Source organism: Stenotrophomonas acidaminiphila, from assembly GCF_001431595.1.
Lineage (GTDB): Bacteria > Pseudomonadota > Gammaproteobacteria > Xanthomonadales > Xanthomonadaceae > Stenotrophomonas > Stenotrophomonas acidaminiphila.
In genome coordinates, this window is record NZ_LDJO01000055.1 from 17,665 (window position 1) to 35,909 (window position 18,245).

Genomic DNA, 18,245 nt, shown 5'->3' on the forward strand with positions numbered 1-18,245 from the left:
AAAGCAAAGGCGTCGAGCGGCGCCCGACCGGGATTGGCAGGTCGACCCGAGTGCATCGCGGTGGGTGCATCGCCCGCCGGATTGCCGGGCCCCGGCACCGCGGGCCGGGTGCCCGCCCGTATCGCGCTTCGGCCGACTGCGCTTCACCGCGCTTCGGCCGTCATCCGCGGCGCACCGCGCGGTGAAGTGCCCATGGCTTCGCCCTCCCGTGGACCGTGGGCCGAAGCGGCGCCGGGCAAGATGTTGCGCCCTGGCCCGGCGCCGGGCCGCCATGGCGTCCGTCAGGCGGCGGAGAGTTCGGCGCGCAGCACCTGCGCCGCGTCGACCATCGCCTCCAGCGCGGCGCGGGTCTCCGGCCAGGCGCGGGTCTTCAGGCCGCAGTCCGGGTTCACCCACAGCTTTTCCGCCGGCAGCACCTCGCTGGCTCTGCGCAGCAGCTCGACCATCTCGGTGCGGTCGGGCACGCGCGGGGAATGGATGTCGTACACGCCCGGGCCGACCTGGTTGGGGTAGTCGAAGCGCGCGAACGCATCCAGCAGTTCCATGCGCGAGCGCGAGGTCTCGATCGAAATCACGTCGGCGTCCAGCGCCGCCACCGAATCGATGATGTCGTTGAACTGCGCATAGCACATGTGGGTATGGATCTGGGTGGCGTCGGCCACGCCGCTGGCGGCGATGCGGAAGGCTTCCACCGCCCATTCCAGATACCGCTGACGCTGCGCATTGCGCAACGGCAGGCCCTCGCGCAACGCCGGCTCGTCGATCTGGATGGCGGCGATGCCGGCCGCTTCCAGGTCGGTCACTTCATCGCGCAGCGCCAGCGCGATCTGCCGGCAGGTCTGCGCACGCTCCTGGTCGTCGCGCACGAACGACCATTGCAGCATCGTCACCGGGCCGGTGAGCATCCCCTTCATCGGCCGCTGGGTCAGCGACTGCGCGTACCTCGACCAGCGCACCGTCATCGGTGCCGGACGGCTGACGTCGCCGTAGATCAGCGGCGGCTTCACGCAGCGCGAGCCGTAGCTCTGCACCCAGCCGTTGCCGGTGAAGGCGAAGCCATCGAGCTGTTCGCCGAAGTACTCGACCATGTCGTTGCGCTCGAACTCGCCGTGCACCAGCACATCCAGCCCGATCTGCTCCTGTACGCGCACGCACTGCTCGGTCTGCACGGCGAGGAAGGCATCGTAGTCGGCGTCGGAGAGCCTGCCCGACTTGTTGCGGGCGCGGGCCTCGCGCACTTCCCGGGTCTGCGGGAAGGAGCCAATGGTGGTGGTGGGGAAGGCGGGCAGACGCAGCGCCGCGGTCTGCAGCGGCAGGCGCCGCGCATGCGGCGTGGCGCGGGCGGTGTCGGCGGCGGTGAGCGCGGCCATGCGCGCCTTGACCGCGGCGTTGTGCACGCGCGACGAGCGCCGCCGCGCATCGGCCGCTTCGCGCGCTGGCGCCAGCGCCGCCTCGGCGCCAGCGCGCCCATCGAGCGCGTCGGCCAGCAGCCGCAGTTCCTCCAGCTTCTGCCGCGAGAACGCCAGCCAGCCACGCAGTTCGGCGTCAAGCTTCTTCTCCAGCGCCAGGTCGACCGGGCAATGCAGCAGTGAACACGACGGTGCCAGCCAAAGTGGATCGTCGCCGCGATGGCCGCGCGCATAGCGGGCAAGGATCAGCGCGTTGTCCAGCGGGTTGCGCCAGATGTTGCGGCCATCCACCAGCCCCAGCGACAGCACGCGCCCGGCCGGCAGCGCGCGCAGCACGGCGTCGAGCTGTTCGGGGGCGCGCACCAGGTCCACGTGCAGCCCCTGCACCGGCAGCGACGCGGCCAGGGCGAGGTTGTCGTCGAGCGCGCCGAAGTAGGTGGCCAGCAGGATGTCCGGATGTGGGCCATCGGCAAGGCGGGCATAGGCCTGCCTGAAGGCGGCGCGGGCGGCATCGTCCAGATCCTGCACCAGCACGGGCTCGTCCAGCTGCACCCACCGCGCACCTTCGGCCTTCAGGGCTTCGAGCAACTGCGCATACACCGGCAGCAGGGTGTCGAGCAGGTCCAGCGGGTCGCTGCCGTCGGTGGTCTTTGACAGCCGCAGGAAGCTCACCGGCCCCAGCAGGACCGGCCGCGTCTCGATGCCCAGCGCCTTCGCCTCGCGGTATTCGGCCAGGGGCTTGTCGCCGCGCAGCGCGAAGCGCTGGCCGGCCTGCAGTTCCGGCACCAGGTAGTGGTAATTGGTATCGAACCACTTGGTCATTTCCAGCGCATGCAGGTCGATGCCGGGACGTTGCAGGCCGCGTGCCATCGCGAAGTAGGCCGCCAGCGGGGCGCATACGGCCAGCGTGCGGTAGCGTTCGGGTATCGCGTCGAACAGGAACGCGGTGTCGAGCACGTGGTCGTACAGCGAAAAGTCGTTGCTTGGCGGCAGGTCAACGCCGGCCTCGCGTTGCAGCTTCCAGTGGCGCACGCGCAGCTCGGCGGCGGTGGCCTGCAACTGCGCGGCATCGCTCTCGCCGTGCCAGTAGCTTTCCAGCGCGCGCTTGAGTTCGCGGCGCGCGCCGATGCGGGGAAACCCCAGGTTGGTAACGATCGTCATGAAACTTTCCTCATTGCGTGTGCATTGAGGAACGAAGGAACCGCACGGTGCCGCGCCGGCCCTCCGGGCAGGCCTCCACCATGCCAGCGACCTCCGCCCCCGCGGGCGAACCGGGTCCCTTGACGGAGGCAGGCGGCACCGCCACGCCGATGCGCGGACGGTTCCGGCCGCCTCCCCGCGGAGACGCCAGGTCGAAACAGGAGGCGACGCGCCTCCCGGCCCAGGCCGGTGTTCGGGCTGATGGACATGGACGCGGCTGCGTCCGCCTAGTGGCCGTCGCTTCCCGGGCCTCGGCCCAGTGCTCGATGACGGCGGTCGTTTCCATTCACCGCTGCGGGGCAGCTCCGGAATGGCGGGCCTTGCAGGCGCGCTTCACCGGATTCCCGTTTAATTCCATCCCTTCATTCGAATGAAGCGATGAATACCTTCGGCGCGCACACGATAGGCGGGCGCGCGCTGCCGGTCAAGCGACGGCCGGGCATGGGCCCGGAAAGCGCACGGGGATGCCGCGGCTCAGTGCGCGGTCGAACGCGAGAACACGTTGATCACCACCACGCCGGCGCAGATCAGTGCGATGCCGATCAGCGCCGGCAGATCGAGTTTCTGCCGGAACGCGAACAGGCCGATCAGCGAGATCAGCACGATGCCCACCCCGGACCAGATCGCATAGGCGATCCCGGTGGGTATCGATTTCATCACCATCGACAGCAGCCAGAAGCACAGGCCGTAGCCGACCAGCGAACCGAGCGTCGGCCACAGCCGGCTCATCCCGTCGGAGGCCTTGAGCAGCGAGGTGGCGATGACTTCCAGGACGATGGCGCAGGCGAGCAGGAGATAGGCGTTCATCGGCCCATTCTCGCCCGGCGTGGCGTCGCGCGTTGCCGCGCCCGCATACCCTGGTTGTGCGGGGAACGGCCCCGTTCAGGTGCTTCGTTTACCCTTGGCATCGCCTGCATCGCCTGCATCGCCTGCATCGCCTGCATCGCCCTCGTGCCGCAGGCGGAACCGATCCAACGTCCGGAAGAGTCCGTTTTGCAGCCGAACCACGACCCGCGCCATGCCGCCTCCCTGCGCCTGTCCGTCGCGCCGATGATGGACTGGACCGACGAAAACTAAACTCCTTTAGCAATCAGCGCGTTGTAGCTTGTGTGTTTTCGCGTGTTGCAAATGTGGTGTATCTGTGGACAGCGTGGGCGTTCCCGCCTACGATCCCAAACGTGGATTGGGAGACGTAGGGAATGCGGCGACTGTCAACCCTTGTAATCTGGACTCTTCTCGCGTTCGGCGCCTGCGGTGCGAGTCTTGCCGCGACCGCGACGCAGCCAATCCCGGCACGAAGCGCACAGACCGCTGACCTCCAGACACTTCGAGCGCTGCTGAAGACTCCCGAGTCCGAGCTGGACTTGGCCAGAGCCAAGCTCGCCATCGACCGGCAGATTGATCCCGAGGTCGACGTGACAGGCACCCTCCGGCAACTGGATGCCTTGGCCGCCAGGATCAAGGCGCGATTCCCGGCGACGGCGACGAGCCAGACCAAGCTGCAGTTGCTGGTGACCTCTTTGTCCCAGCCCGGACCCTGGAACGACTACCGTCCCTTCAGCTACGACCTGGACGATCCGTTCGGCAAAGACATCCGTAACAAGCTCCTCTCGACGTACCTCGCCACGCGCAGGGGCAACTGCGTCTCGATGCCGATCCTTCTGGTGATTGTGGGCCAGGAGCTCGGGCTGGATATCACGCTGGCCACGGCACCGTTGCATGTACTGGCGAAGTTCCGAAACGATCAGGGCCAATGGATCAATATCGAGGCCACCAGTTTCGGCACAAAAGGCGACGCCAGCTATCAGCAGGAACTCGGCATCACACCGAAGGCCGTGGCCAATGGCATCTATCTGCGCCCCCTTGGCCGGCGCGAATCGGTCGCGGTCATGATGAACACCCTGATGGAGTTTTATCGCGAGGAGCCAGTTCGTCGCATGGCTGTAGCCGATTTGGTACTGCAGACGGACCCGAAGGAGATCACCGCCATGCTGCACAAGGGCGGTGCTTACTACGACCTGCTGAAACAGCGTTACATGAGTCGCTATCGCTCCCCGGCGGCTATCCCGCCGGAGGAGCGCGCCGAGTTCGAGGCGCTGAGCGAAGGCAATCGCACATGGTTCGCCAAGGCCGAGGCGCTAGGCTGGACCGAAACGACCCAAGCGCAGGACGTGAACTACCTGCAGAGCATCCAACGCACCAAGGATGCTCAACAAGGAGGACGATGATGCACATGCTCAAGCTGCTGGCTGGCACGCTGATGGCGTTATTGTTTGTCTCGTTCTGCGGGCCTGCCGCTGCGCGGTACGTTCAGTCCGACCCCATCGGCTTGGCCGGCGGAACCAATACGTACGCATACGTCAATGGAAACCCGATATCCCGGATCGATCCGCTTGGTCTGGACTACCTGGTCATTGGCGGGGGCATGCGCAACGACAGCTACAACTTCTTCGGACATGTCGGCATGGCCATCACCGGCTACGGCATGTTCAGTTACGGAAACGACACGCCTTTGGGGGGTTCCGTAACCGATTACATCCAGAGCCAGAGTCAATTTCGCAATCAGCTGATCACCCTTATTCCGACCACGGCGGCGCAGGATGCGGCGGCCGCCTACTATCTGGCGCTCAACCATCCAGACAAGAACGATGTCGGCTATTTTGACAACTGCGCGGTCAGGACAAACGAAGGTTTGATGGCTGGCGGCTTGCCGTCACTCCAATCGCCGTTCCCAGGTGGATTGTCCCGTGCCGCAGGAATGCTGCCTGGCGCTCAGACTTTCTTCATCCCGCAAGGCGGCCAGATCCCTGCCGCGTTGTTGAAAATCTTGCCAAGCTTCAATGGCCCGTGACCGCGCATGAATTTGGTTGCGCGTCCTGGTAGAGCCAAAGTGGGTAGGATTCTTCTGTGGGGAATCCTGCTCGTTCCGATCCTGTACGTTTCCACGTGCAGCTATGTATCTTATCGAAAAGCGACTGCTTTCGATGCGATTAATGTTGGTGATGCAGAGGGGGAGGTCGTCCGCGTGCTGGGCTCGCCTTCAGTTCGCGAGAAAGCGGGGGATCCTCCCTTTGGCCGCTACAGCAGTAAGGCATGCACTGTACCCTGCACGGAGCGCCTGTGGTTTGAAAATCGTCTGGGCTTTGATACAGAAGCGTGGTCGATCGATCTGGACCTCAATCGCCGTGTCATGGACAAGGCCCGATGGATGTCGCCTTGATAGCTGTCTCCCTGCCCCTCGCGGGGCTGGCGTGCCATCCGGGCACCAGGCCGCCGTCCGAGCGGCCTACTCGCTGTGTCCTACAGCTCGCCGGCGCTGCAGTGCAGCGCCGGTTCGGTCATCAGCGGGTGATTTAGCCAATCGCGACGGTGTTGGGCGGATGGTATTTCTTTCTGGCCATTTCCAGTCCCTTCTTCTCCGCATAGCCGAGGACCATGCAGGCGCCAGGTTGTCAGGGCGCGTCCACTGGTGGGACATCAGTGTCACCAACAAGTCGCTGGCCGGCGCCAGGATGAAGATGGCCAGGCCGGGCCCGGCACCATGCCGTCGGCGTGCCTCAACGTGCGTGATGCGGTCGGCAGTGGTCAGACGCAGGATGTTCTTCTTGGCACTGGCCAGGCGCTTGAGATCGGCTTCCTTCGTGCGTCCCCAACGCGTTAGTTCCTTGATGTCCTTGCCATGCCACTCCAACAGTTCGGTCAGGGTGGTGGCTTTGCCGATCGGCTCGCCGCGTGCGCGCTGGCCGGCCAGCTCTGCTTCACGGTGGGTCGTCCAATCTTTGGCAGGAGCTCTGGAGAGGAATGTCCCCGGCTCCCGGCGCCCCGTCGGCCGTGCGCCGAATGGTCGCCGTGTAAGATGTCGCGCCCTGGCCTGGCGCCTGGCGGTGATCGACCCCATCGTGCCGCAGGTGCCGCGTCGCCGCACGGACAGTGAACCGCAGACCCGTAGAAGCACCTGGACAATGCAGCAGACCGAAACGACCGCAGCACAGGTATCAAAGCCCCGTCAGCCTTGCGTCTTGGAGGGTTTGAGGCTGTCCGTCGCGCCGATGATGGACTGGACGGACACCCATTGCCGGGTGTTCCACCGCATCCTCGCACCCGGTGCACGGCTGTATACCGAGATGGTCCACGCCAATGCGGTCATCCACGGCGACCGCCAGCGGCTGCTCGGTTTCGACGCCAGCGAGCATCCGCTGGCACTGCAACTGGGCGGCAGTGATCCGGCGCTGCTGGCGCAGGCCGCGCGCATCGCCGCGGACTGGGGCTACGACGAGGTCAACCTCAATTGCGGCTGCCCGTCCGACCGGGTGCAGGCCGGGCGCTTCGGCGCCTGCCTGATGCGCGAGCCGGAACTGGTGGGCGAGTGCGTGGCGGCGATGGTCGCCGCGGTGGACATCCCGGTAACGGTGAAATGCCGGCTGGGCGTGGACCAGGACAACGATTACGCGGCGTTCGCCGGCTTCGTCGACCGCCAGGTGCAGGCCGGTGTGGCGATGGTCGTCGTGCATGCGCGCAATGCCTGGCTGCAGGGGCTGTCGCCCAAGGAAAACCGCGAGGTCCCGCCGCTGCGCTATGACTGGGCCTACCGGCTCAAGGCCGAGCGCCCGGCATTGCCGGTGGTGCTCAACGGTGGCCTGGCCACGGTCGAGGCGGCGCAGGCGCAGCTGGCGCACGTTGACGGAGTCATGCTGGGCCGGGCGGCCTACCACGACCCCTACGTCCTGCACCTGCTCGAAGCGGCGCAGACAGGCGCGCCGCTGCGCAGCCGCGAGGAGCTGCTGCAGCAGATGCGGCCCTATGTCGAATCGCAACTGCAGGCAGGGCTGGCGCTCAAGCACATCACCCGCCACCTGCTCGGCCTGTACCACGGCCAGCCCGGTGGCCGCGGCTTCCGCAAGGTGCTCAGCGAGGGTGCCCACCGGCCTGGGGCCGACTGGGCGCTGGTCGAGCAGGCGGTGCAGGTCACCCGCGACCAGGCGGAGCGTGCGGCGTAAGGCCTCGGCACGCATTCATTTTGCTCATGTAACTGAACGGGGCAGTTGTGGAGCGGGGAGGGTTCAGATCGGATTCACCCCTAAAAATCAAGAATTTGCCTCGATTTCGTAAGTCTCGTGAAAAATTCCGTGGGTGTTTTTTTTCACGGATTTTGAACGATCCGCCGCAGTCCGATAGGATCACGCCATGCTTCCGGTTCCGCGTCATATTCTTGCCTTCGCTGCCGCGGCCGTCTTCGCGGCCGGTACGCCGATGGCACAGGCCTGGGCGCAGGATGGCCGGCAGCAGCACATGCATGGCGGCGAGCGCGACATCCCACGCCCGCGCATGCGCGACAACGCCGGTTCGCTTTCCGATGCGGTGCGGCGCGTCCAGCGCGAGACCGGCGGCCGCATCCTCGGTGCCGAGCGCGTGCCTTACGACGGCCGCGACATCAACCGGGTGAAGTACATGGACGACCGCGGCCGGGTGCGCTACATGGACGACGCGCCGCCGTCGCCCCGGGCTCCCCGCGGGCCGCGCCAGGTCGAGCAGCCACCACGCGGCGATAACCCCTGAACAGCGATAGTTGTCCCGCAATCCGCTTACCCATGCCGGTGAATGGCCGGCCAAGCAACTAGGGAGAGTTCATGCGTATCCTTCTGGTCGAAGACGAAGCCCCGCTGCGCGAGACCCTGGCAGCCCGGCTCAAGCGTGAAGGCTTTGCCGTCGATGCCGCGCAGGACGGAGAGGAAGGCCTGTACATGGGACGTGAGGTGCCGTTCGATGTCGGCATCATCGATCTGGGCCTGCCCAAGATGTCGGGCATGGAGCTGATCAAGGCGCTGCGCGACGAGGGCAAGAAGTTCCCGGTGCTGATCCTGACCGCCCGCTCCAGCTGGCAGGACAAGGTCGAGGGCCTGAAGCAGGGCGCCGACGACTACCTGGTCAAGCCGTTCCACGTCGAAGAGCTGCTGGCCCGCGTCAACGCGCTGCTGCGCCGCGCCGCCGGCTGGTCCAAGCCGACGCTGGAGTGCGGCCCGGTGGCGCTGGACCTGGCCGCGCAGACGGTCAGCGTGGCCGGCAGCAACGTCGACCTGACCAGCTACGAATACAAGGTGCTCGAGTACCTGATGATGCATGCCGGTGAGCTGGTCTCGAAGGCCGACCTCACCGAGCACATCTACCAGCAGGACTTCGACCGCGATTCGAACGTGCTGGAAGTGTTCATCGGCCGCCTGCGCAAGAAGCTGGACCCGGACGGTGAGCTGAAGCCGATCGAAACCGTGCGCGGCCGTGGTTACCGCTTCGCCATTCCGCGCAACGAGGGCTGATCCGCCGCGCGCGGTACGGGCATGATCTACGGCCGTCTGTGGTTCTTCCGGCGCTGGCGGCCGCGTTCATTGCAGGCGCGCCAGCTGCTGGCCGCCTCGATAGGCCTGGTGGCCTTCCTGGCGCTGGCCGGCTATGCCCTGGACGCCGCCTTCGCCGGCACCGCCCGCGCCAACCTTTCCGAGCGGCTGAAGAACTACGCCACTTCCTACGCGGCCGGCATCGACTTCACCCGCGACCGCTCGCTCTACATCCGCGAACAACCGCCGGACCCGCGGTTCGACGTGCCCGGCAGCGGCCTGTACCTGCAGGTGGTGATGCCGGGCCACTCCGGCAACTCCATGTCCGCCGAGGGGCCGATCCTGCCCGACGTCAGCGCGCGCATGCTCGAACCGCGCGAGGAGACGTTCGAGGGCCCGCTGCCGATCACCCAGATCGACGGTACGCCCGGCGAGGTCTACCGCTACGGCATGGGCCTGGTCTGGGGCGGTGACGGCAGCCCGGAGAGCGAGTTTCCCTACACCATCTACGTGCTCGAGGATTCGCGCGCGCTGGGCAAGCAGCTGCGCGTGTTCCGCAGTGCGGTGTGGTTCTGGCTCGGCGTGACCGGCCTGATCCTGCTGCTGCTGCAGACCCTGGTGCTGCAGTGGAGCCTGCGCCCGCTCAAGCGCGTGATCAACGAACTGACCCGGGTGCAGCGCGGCGAGCGCGAGCGCATGAGCGAGATGCACCCGCGCGAGCTGGAACCGCTGACCGACAGCATCAACGCCTTCATCGAGAGCGAGCGCGAGAACCTCGAGCGCCAGCGCAATACCCTGGCCGACCTCGCGCACAGCCTGAAGACGCCGATCGCGGTGCTGCGCACGCAACTGGACAGCGGTGCCGGCGACGGTGCGCTGCGCGAGGAGCTGGACGTACAGCTGCAGCGCATGAACAACCTGGTGTCCTACCAGCTGGCGCGGGCGGCCTCGTCCGGGCACAAGCTGTTCTCCGCGCCGGTGCCGATCGAGGCCAGCGCCGAGGAGATCGTGCGCGGGCTGGAGAAGGTCTACGCCAGCAAGGGCGTGCTGTGCGAGTTCGAGATCGAGCCGGGCGTCAATTTCTACGGCGAGCCCGGCGACCTGCAGGAACTGCTCGGCAACCTGCTGGAGAACGCGTTCAAGTGGGCCCGGCGCAGGGTGCTGCTCACGGTCCGCTCCATTCCCTCCGCGCCCGGGCGGCGCGCGGGCCTGGAAATGGCGGTGGACGACGACGGCCCCGGCATCGCCGAGGACAACATCGCCAAGGTCCTGCAGCGTGGCGTGCGCGGCGACGAACGCGTGCAGGGCCACGGCATCGGCCTGTCGATCGTGCAGGACCTGATCAAGGACTACCGCGGCGAACTGCAGGTCAAGCGCTCGCCCGAACTGGGTGGTGCGCGTTTCGAAGTGACCCTGCCGCCGGGGCTGTGACCCGGCCCGGGCGGCAGCCCTTGGGCGCGGCATCGTGGCGGTCCGCGGCGTTGGCGAGCCCGGCCATGCCGGCGTCGCGCCGTACTGCCTATGGCTGTTGCAGCGCCTGGCCGGCGAACGGCGAGGGCCCGTAGAAGCGGCGCAGGTGCGCGGCCACCTCCGGCATGTCCCGCTCCAGCAGGTGCGGGGCGGAGAAGTGGTACTCGGTGGCGACCGCGAAGAATTCTTCAGGCGCTTCGGCCGCGTACGGGTCGATCGCGGTATCGCGGCCGGCATCCACCCGTGCGCAGAAGGCGTCGTAGCTGCGCTGGAAATCGCGTGCCCATTGCCGCTGCCAGTCGCGCGGCAGCGGCGGCGTGCCGTCCAGCGCGCCATCGAGCACGTCGATCTTGTGCGCCATCTCGTGCACCGCCACGCAGAAGCCCGCCTGCGGGTCGGCGATGTCGGCCTGTACGTCGGCCCATGACAGCAGCAGCGGGCCGCTGTCCCAGGCTTCGCCGATCAGTTCATCGTCCCATTCGTGCAGCACGCCGGCAGCGTCCACGTGGTTGCGGCGCACCCGGAACGCATCCGGGTACACCACCAGTTCCGACCACCCAAGCAGGCCCTGCTCACCGAACTCCAGCAGCGGCAGGCAGCACAGTGCGGCCAGCAGCAGGCGCTGGCCTTCGTCCAGCACCAGGCCGGCTACCGGGGTGATGGCCTTGCGGTGCAGGAAATGCGCCGCAAGCCCGCGCAGCCGCTCCTGGCGCGTGGCATCCAGGGCATGCAGCCACGGGCATGCCTGGCACGTGCTGCGCCAGAGGGCTTCGTCAATGGAAGGCGGCGGGCGCCGCCAGCGGCGCAGAAACGACTGGATCAGCGGAACATACCGGGCAGCAGGCGGTGCCATTTCGGTGCGCGCAGCCGCGGGATGATCTCCTCATCGCTGCCGCCGCCGGCCTGTTGCGGTGCCGGCACCGTGTGCTTGGGTTGCGACGGCGGAACGGCGTTGGCCAGGCTCACCGATGCGGCCGGTGCCGCCACGCGCTCCACTTCGCCCGGGGCATAGGTGCAGCCGCTGCGGGCCGGGGTGTCGATCGCCTCCGCGGCATGCGCGGCCACCGGGGCCAGCAGCAGGATCAGGCAATGGGCGGTACGGCGCATCGTCGACATCCGGGGGCGGTTGAGCTCCCGATTCTAGCCTGCTTTCCCGGCGGGATTGGAAGCCACCATGGGCGGACCGGGTGCCTTCACGCATAATCGGGCGATCTGTTGCGATCAGAAGATCCATCGTGGACGACCGAGAACTGCTGGCCAAGCTGGGCGAGGGCGCCTTTTCCGGCGACGCCCTGGCCCGTGAACTCGGCCAGACCCGCGCCGCCGTGTGGAAGCGTATCCAGGGGTTGCGGGCAGCCGGCGTGGCGATCGACGGCCGTGCCGGCGACGGCTACCGGCTGGCCCAGCCGCTGGAACTGCTGGATCGCGCGCGCATCCTGGAGCAGCTGGCGCCCGGGGTGGCGGGTTCCGTCGCGGCGCTGGAAATCGGCTGGGCGGTAGGGTCCACCAACAGTGAATTGCTGCGACGCAGCGCGCCTTTGCGCGGCGTCGAGGTGCTGCTGGCCGAGCGCCAGACCGGCGGCCGCGGCCGTCGTGGCCGGCACTGGGCCTCGCCGCTGGCGTCCAATATCTATCTGTCGGTGTCGCGCTCCTTTGCCGGTGGCCTGTCGCGCATGGGCGGGCTGAGCCTGGCCGCCGGGGTGGCGGTGGGTGAATCGCTGCATGCGCTGGGTTTTGCTGCGGCCGGCCTGAAATGGCCCAACGACGTGCTGGCCGATGGCCGCAAGCTCGGTGGCCTGCTGGTGGAAGGTGGCGGCGAGTTCGCCGGCCCGGCGCGCGCGGTGATCGGGCTCGGCCTGAACGTGCGCATGCCCGCCGCCATCGCCGCGGACATCACCCAGCCCTGGGCCGACCTGGACACGCTCGCCGGAGCGCCGGTATCGCGCAACCGGGTGGTCGCGGCCGTGCTGTCGCAGCTGCTGCCGGCGCTGGACCTGTTCGAGCAGCAGGGGCTGGGCCCGTTCCTGCCGCGGTATGCGGCGATGGACGTGCTGGCCGGGCGGCCGGTACGCGTGGAGGAGGCGGGTACCCTGTACGAGGGCGTCGCCCGCGGCCTGGCCGAGGACGGTGCCCTGCGCCTGTCCATCGGTGGCGGCGAGCGTCATTTCCATGCCGGCGAAGTCAGCGTGAGGGCGCAATGAGCGACTGGCTGTTCGACCTGGGCAATTCGCGTTTCAAGTTCGCACCGCTCGACGGTGCCACCGCCGGCAGTGTGCAGGCGTGGGCACACGGTGCCGAGGCCATGACCGCGGCCGCGCTGGACGCCCTGCCACGCGGGGACACCGCCTGGGTGGCCAGCGTCGCGGCGCCGGCATTGACCGCGACGGTGATGGAACTGCTGCATGCCCGCTTCGCACGCGTGCAGGTGGCGCGGACGCTGCCGGCATGCGCCGGCGTCACCATCGCCTATGCACGCCCGGAGAAGCTAGGCGTCGATCGTTTCCTGGCCCTGCTCGCCGCGGCCACCGGCCAGCGGCCGGTGCTGGTGGTGGGGGTGGGCACGGCGCTGACCATCGACCTGATGGATGCCGGCGGCCGCCACCTGGGCGGCCGCATCGGCGCCTCGCCCACGGTCATGCGCGAGGCCCTGCACGCGCGCGCGGCGCAGCTGCCGGCCAGCGGTGGCGACTATGCGGAGTTTGCCAATGACACCGCCGACGCGCTGGCGTCCGGGTGCGATGGCGCCGCGGTGGCGCTGGTCGAACGCAGCCTGCGGCATAGCGCCGACCTGCTCGGGACCGCGCCGTCCCTGCTGGTACACGGCGGCGGTGCGGTCCCGCTGCTGCCGCTGCTGCCCGACGCCGAGTACCGGCCAGCCCTGGTGCTGGACGGGCTGGCCCGCTGGGCCGTGCACGCGCAGGCGCCGGGGCGCTAGGATCGCGCCATGCTGATTCGTTTCCTGATCGTCGCACTGGCCATCCTCAACCTTGGCGTGGCGCTGTGGTGGATGACGCCGCGGCCGGCACCGGCCGCCGCGCCCGAAGTCCGCGAAACCGGCGTTGCGACGCTGGAACTCGTGCCCATGGATGCGGTGGATGCAGGCCCGCCGGCCGTACCAGCGCCAGCCGCCGTTGCCGCGGCGCCGGCACCGGCCGCGTTGCAGGACGCAGCCAAGGCCACCGCCACGAGCGCGGTGGCCACGCCAGCCCCCGCCACCCCGGAGCCCACCGCGGCCGCGCCGTCGCGTCCATTGCAGTGTTCGAGTTTCGGACCGTTCCAGAGCCGCGAGCAGGCGCAGGCCGCCGCGGCCGCGCTGGGAGCGGATCTGTCCCGCTCGCAGCTGCGCGAGGTGCAGCCCAAGGCGGCCAGCTACCGCGTGCTGACATCGCAGGCCGCGAGCCGCGAGGAGGCACAGGCCCTGGCCAGGCGCATCGTGGAGGCGGGCTTCAGCGACTACTTCATCATTGCCAAGGGCGACGACGCCAACGCGGTGGCGCTGGGCCAGTACCGCAACCGCGAGGGCGCCGAGCGGCGCATGGCCGCACTGGCGGCAGCGGGCTTCCCGGTACGGATTGTCGACAACGGCGTGGAAGCCGGCGCCAGCTGGTGGCTGGACGTGGCCCATGCCGCTACCGCCGCCGCGGACGATCTGCACAGGCGCAGCGGTGCCGCGCAGCGGCAAGCACTGGAGTGCGCGCGCCTGCGCTAGAATGCCGCCCGGGCGCATCGCGAGTGCGCCGCGTGAACCCTTGCCGCTTTAGCTCAGTCGGTAGAGCAACTGTCTTGTAAACAGTAGGTCATCCGTTCGATTCGGATAAGCGGCACCATCGCCTAGTCCAGTGGCGTCCGAGTAAATCCAAGATGCACAATAAACCTGCTGAAAAAGCGGGTTTTTTTTGTGCCTATCCGTCCGCACCCGTCCAGCCGCATCCAAGGTGATTGGGGGTGCAACTGGGGGTGCATTTCGTAAATTTCGAGCCAAGCAGGAGGATGTACCCCCAATGGCCAGCAAGACATTGACTGATATGGCAGTAAGGAATGCCAAGGGTAGGGATAAGCCCTACAAGTTGGCGGCAGGGGCTGGCTTGTACCTGCAAGTGATGCCCAATGGATCCAGGTATTGGCGGATGAAGTACCGCTATGGAGCGAAGGAGAAGTTGCTGTCAATCGGTGTCTACCCCGAGATATCCCTCAAAGAGGCGGTAGAGAAGCGTGACATTGCTCGAGCACAACTACGGGCTGGGCAGGATCCTTCCGAGGAGAAGCAGTTGGTCAAGCTGAAGGCCCAACTGTCGGCAGATGGTCGCTTTGAAGCGATTGCCCTGGAGTGGCTGGAGAGTCGCCGCGACCTTGCCGAGAGCACATGGAGCAAGGCCAAGTGGATGCTTGAGACCTATGCGTTCCCCTGGCTGGGGCGTCGGCCTATTGAGGACATCAGTACGGCAGAAGTGCTTGCGGTGCTGCGTCGGCTGGAGGCACAGGAGAAGATCGAGTCCACGCAGCGTCTTCGCCAGATCTGTGGCCAGGTGTTCCGCTACGCAGTTGCTACCGGGAGGCTTGATCGTGACCCTACCAGCGCATTGCGGGGCGCATTGAAAACTGCGAAGAACCGCCACTACGCGTCGATCACAGACCCAGTCAAGGTTGGCGAACTGTTACGGGCTATCGATGGCTATACGGGACAGCTCACGACGCTGTGCGCATTGAAGTTTGCTCCGTTGGTGTTCACGCGCCCCGGTGAGTTGCGTAAGGCGGAATGGGCCGAGATTGACCTCGATGCCGGGCAATGGAGCATCCCTGCCGAGAAGATGAAAATGGGTGTTGCCCATATCGTCCCTCTTTCAAAGCAAGCCATTGCGATCCTGAGGGAGTTGCAGCCGGTCACGGGCAAGAGTCGCTATGTGTTCCCTTCCATTCGTAGCCTGCGTGATCCAATGAGTGAGAACACGGTAAACGCAGCACTCCGTAGGCTGGGCTATGGCACCGATGACATGACGGGACACGGATTCCGGAGCATGGCTTCCACCTTGCTGCATGAGCAGGGATGGACTTCTGACGCCATTGAACGCCAGTTGGCGCACTCCGAGCGGAATCCCATCAAGGCGGCCTACAACCGTGCGGAACATCTACCGGAGCGGAGGCGGATGATGCAGGCATGGGCTGACTATCTCGACAAGCTGAAGGTGCAGAATTCGAAGCCAAAATTGAAGCTTGTTGGATAGTTTGGCTGAGACTGACGTGCCCTTGTGCGTTCATCGGATGTGGCGTCGACATTTGTGTCAGAAGAAGTGGCTGCTTTCGACCCGAAGCGGACAGTGCATCATGTTAAACGACGAGGCCCGCAGAGATGCGGGCCTTGTGCATCATGAGCGATCAGAAGTGAACCTGACCCTGTTAGTTGTTCTCGGTCTTTTGGGTGTGGTGACGCGAACGCCGCATGACCCGCGTGCGACGCAGGTGAGCCAGCAGCTCCTGCTTCAGCGCGCCGCGGGACTGGATGTAGAGCGTGCGGTAGATGGTTTCGTGGGACACCTGACGGCTCGTCTGGCCGGGATACGTGTGCCGGAGCCAGCCGGCCACCTGCTCCGGCGACCATTGCCGCTTGAGCTTGATCGCGACGTGTCGCGCCAGGTCCCGATGCACGGCCAGCTTACAGGGCTTGGGACGCCGTGCTCGATTCCATGCCGCAGGATCGGCTTGCGTGGCGCGGTACCCTTGCGGTCCTTCATTACGACGGAGTTCGTGGCTCACCGTGGAAGGCGCTCGACCCAAGGCGGCGGCGATGGTCCGCATCGATTGGCCTGCGGCGATCCCGCGCGATATCTCTTCTCGCTCGCCCAAGCTGAGTGCCGGGTGGATCTTCGACGCTCAGGCGGTCGGATCCCGCCTGACAAGGCCAGGATCCTCTGTACGGAGGAGTGGTTACGATCGAACAACTGGGCGATCTGCTGCAAGGACTCGCCCCGACGCCAACGATCCCACATCAGCGCCTTCTGGCTCTCGCTGTAGTAGATCCTTGTCCCGTACTTCATCTGCAACACTCCCGCCGCGCCAAGCGGCCTTCAGTGTGTTGCATCGATCAATTGAATCCGCGACCCACAGCGGACATTGCCGACCCACCGGGCTAGGCGCCCAATATCAGTCGTCCCACTCTTCGTTCCGCTTGGCCTCGCGCTGACGATCAATGCAGCCGCAGTCTTGGTCGTATATGCGTTCAAAGCCACTATGTCCGTCGTCCACGTCTTCGGAACGAACGGTGCGCTGACAGTTGTAACACTCGTAGTAAAAAGTGGTCATGAAGGACTCTACGGTCAGGTGACGGCACGCGCGATATGTTTCTGGCTAGCGAACAATTAGCTAGGCCGCCGCTGTAGCTTTGATGCGAAATTCTTGGTCGTGCTGCCCCTTTCTGACCTCGAAGACATCGGAGTGCTTCTTCAGCAGATCGGCGAAGTTAGAGGCGTTATAAGTACTTTCGTCAAAAGTCGGGTCGAGCCGTTTAACCATAGGCCGAATCGCGGCCTTAAGAACCCATGGGTCTCCTCGATTCGCTGAAAGGCGCAAAATCGCTCTGCGAATCAAGTCGACAGGGTCAGCAGGTGCAGGAGCTATATCCTCGTTCGGGTCTTCGCAGGCGGCCGGCTTGGTGCCGTCTATCAGAAGGGACTCGTAGTATCTGAATTCGTGGCAGCTATGAGCCCAGTGGCGATTGGTTGTTGCTTCGCAGCCCACGCCCACCAACGTCTTTCCGGCAGCTTTGATCTTCTGTGCAACAGGCAGGAAATCGCTGTCGCCTCCCACGATGACGATCGTCGTGATGTGCGGAAACCGGATGATGTCCTCGGTAGCGTCCAGACATAGCTTGATGTCCGCACCGTTCTTTGCGGAGGCACCTGGCGGGAACAGCTGGATCAGTTCGACCGCGTTGTGCAGGAGGACTTCGCGGTATCGTGAGAACCATTGCCAATTGCCGTAGGCCCGGTTGATGGCCACCGAACCGAGCGAAGCTATGAATTCCATCAGAGCTTCGACGTCGATCACGGGCTCTTGATTGGTAAAGCGTGTTTGCTTGTAAGCGCCCACGCCCTTTCGGCGGTCCAATACGCTTGCATGGATATTTTCGAAATCCCAGTACAGCGCAACCGTCGACTGGTCCGAGCTTTGAAATGCGTTCATTTGCGTTGCATGCTGTGAGGAGTCGGCAGGCGTCCGCCGAATCATTCAGGAAGTGTTCCATCAGGGCTAGCGAACTCTCCACGACCCTTGCGAAGGTCGCTTACGATTTGCCTGACCGTGTAATCGAGATCAAGCTTCCGCCTTAACGCTTCATCAAGCTGTGCTCGAAACTCTTCGAAGGTCGCGCAGGAACGGGTCAACGCAACGATCTGGCCGATCATATCTGCATGGTTGCTTGTGGCGCGCCGGGAGCTGATCTCCATTTCCGTCAACCGCTGGGCCAATTCCATTAGGTCGGCGGACCGCCACTTGTGGAGCGTGGCTTCTTCCTCTGCAATCTCGGCCTCGGCAAGTTGTAAGGAGCGCTGATCACGCAGTTGGGTATGGAACGCCAGTGTTTGTCCGCTAGGCGTGCTGCGAAGAATGCTGCTCGTCTCTTGCCAGTCGGCCGGCGCTCGGGGATTGCTCGCCAGGTATTGCTCTAGTGCCAACAGGGCCCACTCCGGGCATCGGCGGCTGCTCGGGCGGCCAGCAGGCATCATCCACGCCTGAAGCGTGCGCACAGAGACCTTCTTTCGTGTTTGCCTGCTCAGAATTGCTGCCACGTGGCTGTAGTTGGACCGGCCAGAGTTCCGTCTGTCTCTTCTACAAATCTCCGAGA

At 65.8% G+C, this 18,245-nt stretch carries 19 protein-coding genes, 1 tRNA gene, 1 pseudogene and 1 riboswitch; of the genes and pseudogenes, 12 read left to right on the forward strand and 9 right to left on the reverse strand.

The window, feature by feature from the left end:
• Nucleotides 1-281 precede the first annotated feature (281 nt).
• The 3 genes from metE to ABB33_RS18990 all read right to left on the reverse strand — a co-directional run bounded on the left by metE (nucleotide 282) and on the right by ABB33_RS18990 (nucleotide 3,629).
• Nucleotides 282-2,570, reverse strand: a complete 2,289-nt coding sequence (metE, locus tag ABB33_RS14510; RefSeq protein WP_056932581.1) for a 5-methyltetrahydropteroyltriglutamate--homocysteine S-methyltransferase — start codon at nucleotides 2,568-2,570, stop codon at nucleotides 282-284.
• 206 nt (nucleotides 2,571-2,776) lie between these two features.
• Nucleotides 2,777-3,014: riboswitch (cobalamin riboswitch) on the reverse strand.
• A gap of 69 nt (nucleotides 3,015-3,083) precedes the next feature.
• Complete coding sequence (locus tag ABB33_RS14515; RefSeq protein ID WP_056932582.1) at nucleotides 3,084-3,416, reverse strand: SMR family transporter; 333 nt, start codon at nucleotides 3,414-3,416, stop codon at nucleotides 3,084-3,086.
• Between the two features lie 75 nt (nucleotides 3,417-3,491).
• A complete protein-coding gene (locus tag ABB33_RS18990) occupies nucleotides 3,492-3,629 on the reverse strand; it encodes a hypothetical protein (protein ID WP_211260890.1) in 138 nt (45 codons plus the stop codon).
• 344 nt (nucleotides 3,630-3,973) lie between these two features.
• Between ABB33_RS18990 and ABB33_RS14520 the strand changes: the two genes are divergently transcribed.
• Genes ABB33_RS14520 through ABB33_RS18650 form a run of 3 tightly spaced genes read left to right on the forward strand, consistent with a single transcriptional unit; the run spans nucleotide 3,974 to nucleotide 5,829 of the window.
• On the forward strand, nucleotides 3,974-4,837 hold the full coding sequence (locus ABB33_RS14520) for a transglutaminase family protein (protein ID WP_225546649.1): 864 nt from the start codon (nucleotides 3,974-3,976) through the stop codon (nucleotides 4,835-4,837).
• A 5-nt stretch (nucleotides 4,838-4,842) separates the two neighbouring features.
• Nucleotides 4,843-5,460: an RHS repeat-associated core domain-containing protein gene (locus ABB33_RS14525; protein WP_161809431.1), complete on the forward strand. Its 618-nt coding sequence runs from the start codon at nucleotides 4,843-4,845 to the stop codon at nucleotides 5,458-5,460.
• Nucleotides 5,461-5,466: 6 nt separating this feature from the next.
• Nucleotides 5,467-5,829, forward strand: a complete 363-nt coding sequence (locus ABB33_RS18650; protein WP_152985107.1) for a hypothetical protein — start codon at nucleotides 5,467-5,469, stop codon at nucleotides 5,827-5,829.
• A gap of 66 nt (nucleotides 5,830-5,895) precedes the next feature.
• Here ABB33_RS18650 and ABB33_RS18655 read toward each other — a convergent pair whose 3' ends face one another.
• Complete coding sequence (locus tag ABB33_RS18655) at nucleotides 5,896-6,507, reverse strand: hypothetical protein (RefSeq protein ID WP_152985108.1); 612 nt, start codon at nucleotides 6,505-6,507, stop codon at nucleotides 5,896-5,898.
• Nucleotides 6,508-6,571: 64 nt separating this feature from the next.
• On the opposite strand from ABB33_RS18655, the gene dusA reads away from it, so the two are divergent.
• The 4 genes from dusA (at nucleotide 6,572) to ABB33_RS14545 (ending at nucleotide 10,369) form a co-directional block, all read left to right on the forward strand.
• Nucleotides 6,572-7,606 carry a tRNA dihydrouridine(20/20a) synthase DusA gene (gene dusA, locus ABB33_RS14530; RefSeq protein WP_056932585.1) on the forward strand — a complete coding sequence of 345 codons (1,035 nt, stop codon included), beginning with the start codon at nucleotides 6,572-6,574 and terminating at the stop codon, nucleotides 7,604-7,606.
• A gap of 187 nt (nucleotides 7,607-7,793) precedes the next feature.
• On the forward strand, nucleotides 7,794-8,165 hold the full coding sequence (locus ABB33_RS14535; protein WP_380610262.1) for a PepSY domain-containing protein: 372 nt from the start codon (nucleotides 7,794-7,796) through the stop codon (nucleotides 8,163-8,165).
• A gap of 71 nt (nucleotides 8,166-8,236) precedes the next feature.
• On the forward strand, nucleotides 8,237-8,920 hold the full coding sequence (locus ABB33_RS14540; protein WP_004136763.1) for a response regulator transcription factor: 684 nt from the start codon (nucleotides 8,237-8,239) through the stop codon (nucleotides 8,918-8,920).
• 21 nt (nucleotides 8,921-8,941) lie between these two features.
• Complete coding sequence (locus tag ABB33_RS14545) at nucleotides 8,942-10,369, forward strand: ATP-binding protein (protein WP_056932586.1); 1,428 nt, start codon at nucleotides 8,942-8,944, stop codon at nucleotides 10,367-10,369.
• A gap of 88 nt (nucleotides 10,370-10,457) precedes the next feature.
• Here the strand turns inward: ABB33_RS14545 and ABB33_RS14550 are convergent, their stop codons facing one another.
• The gene (locus ABB33_RS14550) at nucleotides 10,458-11,261 is read right to left on the reverse strand and encodes a M90 family metallopeptidase (RefSeq protein ID WP_056932587.1); all 804 of its coding nucleotides are present in this window, start codon (nucleotides 11,259-11,261) and stop codon (nucleotides 10,458-10,460) included.
• Nucleotides 11,228-11,515 (reverse strand): hypothetical protein, encoded by a 288-nt coding sequence (locus tag ABB33_RS14555; protein ID WP_225546648.1) that lies wholly within the window; start codon nucleotides 11,513-11,515, stop codon nucleotides 11,228-11,230. The genes ABB33_RS14550 and ABB33_RS14555 overlap by 34 nt, the downstream gene beginning before the upstream one ends.
• A 128-nt stretch (nucleotides 11,516-11,643) precedes the next feature.
• Between ABB33_RS14555 and birA the strand changes: the two genes are divergently transcribed.
• The 5 genes from birA to ABB33_RS14580 all read left to right on the forward strand — a co-directional run bounded on the left by birA (nucleotide 11,644) and on the right by ABB33_RS14580 (nucleotide 15,630).
• Entirely contained in the window at nucleotides 11,644-12,609 is a 966-nt protein-coding gene (gene birA / locus ABB33_RS14560; RefSeq protein WP_056932588.1) for a bifunctional biotin--[acetyl-CoA-carboxylase] ligase/biotin operon repressor BirA, read from the forward strand.
• Complete coding sequence (locus ABB33_RS14565; protein ID WP_056932589.1) at nucleotides 12,606-13,343, forward strand: type III pantothenate kinase; 738 nt, start codon at nucleotides 12,606-12,608, stop codon at nucleotides 13,341-13,343. Before birA ends, ABB33_RS14565 begins: the two co-directional genes overlap by 4 nt.
• Nucleotides 13,344-13,352: 9 nt before the next feature.
• Nucleotides 13,353-14,117 carry an SPOR domain-containing protein gene (locus ABB33_RS14570; protein WP_056932590.1) on the forward strand — a complete coding sequence of 255 codons (765 nt, stop codon included), beginning with the start codon at nucleotides 13,353-13,355 and terminating at the stop codon, nucleotides 14,115-14,117.
• A 42-nt stretch (nucleotides 14,118-14,159) separates the two neighbouring features.
• Nucleotides 14,160-14,235: transfer RNA gene (locus tag ABB33_RS14575), tRNA-Thr, on the forward strand.
• 174 nt (nucleotides 14,236-14,409) lie between these two features.
• Nucleotides 14,410-15,630, forward strand: a complete 1,221-nt coding sequence (locus ABB33_RS14580) for a tyrosine-type recombinase/integrase (RefSeq protein ID WP_056932591.1) — start codon at nucleotides 14,410-14,412, stop codon at nucleotides 15,628-15,630.
• A 175-nt stretch (nucleotides 15,631-15,805) separates the two neighbouring features.
• Here ABB33_RS14580 and ABB33_RS14585 read toward each other — a convergent pair.
• The 3 genes and pseudogenes from ABB33_RS14585 to ABB33_RS18660 form a co-directional block, all read right to left on the reverse strand.
• Nucleotides 15,806-16,440, reverse strand: a pseudogene (locus ABB33_RS14585) (transposase); the annotation flags it as partial.
• A gap of 325 nt (nucleotides 16,441-16,765) precedes the next feature.
• Nucleotides 16,766-17,584: an NYN domain-containing protein gene (locus ABB33_RS14590; protein WP_056932592.1), complete on the reverse strand. Its 819-nt coding sequence runs from the start codon at nucleotides 17,582-17,584 to the stop codon at nucleotides 16,766-16,768.
• Nucleotides 17,585-17,625: 41 nt separating this feature from the next.
• Nucleotides 17,626-18,245, reverse strand: a 620-nt coding sequence (locus tag ABB33_RS18660; protein ID WP_211260891.1) for a hypothetical protein, incomplete at its 5' end; no start/stop codon positions are given.

Excerpts from the sequence above, each read along its gene's own strand:
- ABB33_RS14540 (WP_004136763.1), top strand. The coding sequence starts at position 8,237 with ATGCGTATCCTTCTGGTCGAAGACGAAGCCCCGCTGCGCGAGACCCTG.
- ABB33_RS14545 (WP_056932586.1), top strand. The coding sequence starts at position 8,942 with ATGATCTACGGCCGTCTGTGGTTCTTCCGGCGCTGGCGGCCGCGTTCA.
- dusA (WP_056932585.1), top strand. The coding sequence starts at position 6,572 with ATGCAGCAGACCGAAACGACCGCAGCACAGGTATCAAAGCCCCGTCAG.
- ABB33_RS18655 (WP_152985108.1), bottom strand. The coding sequence starts at position 6,507 with ATGGGGTCGATCACCGCCAGGCGCCAGGCCAGGGCGCGACATCTTACA.
- ABB33_RS14580 (WP_056932591.1), top strand. The coding sequence starts at position 14,410 with ATGGCCAGCAAGACATTGACTGATATGGCAGTAAGGAATGCCAAGGGT.
- ABB33_RS14525 (WP_161809431.1), top strand. The coding sequence starts at position 4,843 with ATGCTCAAGCTGCTGGCTGGCACGCTGATGGCGTTATTGTTTGTCTCG.
- ABB33_RS14515 (WP_056932582.1), bottom strand. The coding sequence starts at position 3,416 with ATGAACGCCTATCTCCTGCTCGCCTGCGCCATCGTCCTGGAAGTCATC.
- metE (WP_056932581.1), bottom strand. The coding sequence starts at position 2,570 with ATGACGATCGTTACCAACCTGGGGTTTCCCCGCATCGGCGCGCGCCGC.
- ABB33_RS14535 (WP_380610262.1), top strand. The coding sequence starts at position 7,794 with ATGCTTCCGGTTCCGCGTCATATTCTTGCCTTCGCTGCCGCGGCCGTC.
- ABB33_RS14565 (WP_056932589.1), top strand. The coding sequence starts at position 12,606 with ATGAGCGACTGGCTGTTCGACCTGGGCAATTCGCGTTTCAAGTTCGCA.
- ABB33_RS14590 (WP_056932592.1), bottom strand. The coding sequence starts at position 17,584 with ATGAACGCATTTCAAAGCTCGGACCAGTCGACGGTTGCGCTGTACTGG.
- ABB33_RS18650 (WP_152985107.1), top strand. The coding sequence starts at position 5,467 with ATGAATTTGGTTGCGCGTCCTGGTAGAGCCAAAGTGGGTAGGATTCTT.
- ABB33_RS14550 (WP_056932587.1), bottom strand. The coding sequence starts at position 11,261 with ATGGCACCGCCTGCTGCCCGGTATGTTCCGCTGATCCAGTCGTTTCTG.
- ABB33_RS14570 (WP_056932590.1), top strand. The coding sequence starts at position 13,353 with ATGCTGATTCGTTTCCTGATCGTCGCACTGGCCATCCTCAACCTTGGC.
- ABB33_RS18990 (WP_211260890.1), bottom strand. The coding sequence starts at position 3,629 with ATGGCGCGGGTCGTGGTTCGGCTGCAAAACGGACTCTTCCGGACGTTG.
- ABB33_RS14555 (WP_225546648.1), bottom strand. The coding sequence starts at position 11,515 with ATGCGCCGTACCGCCCATTGCCTGATCCTGCTGCTGGCCCCGGTGGCC.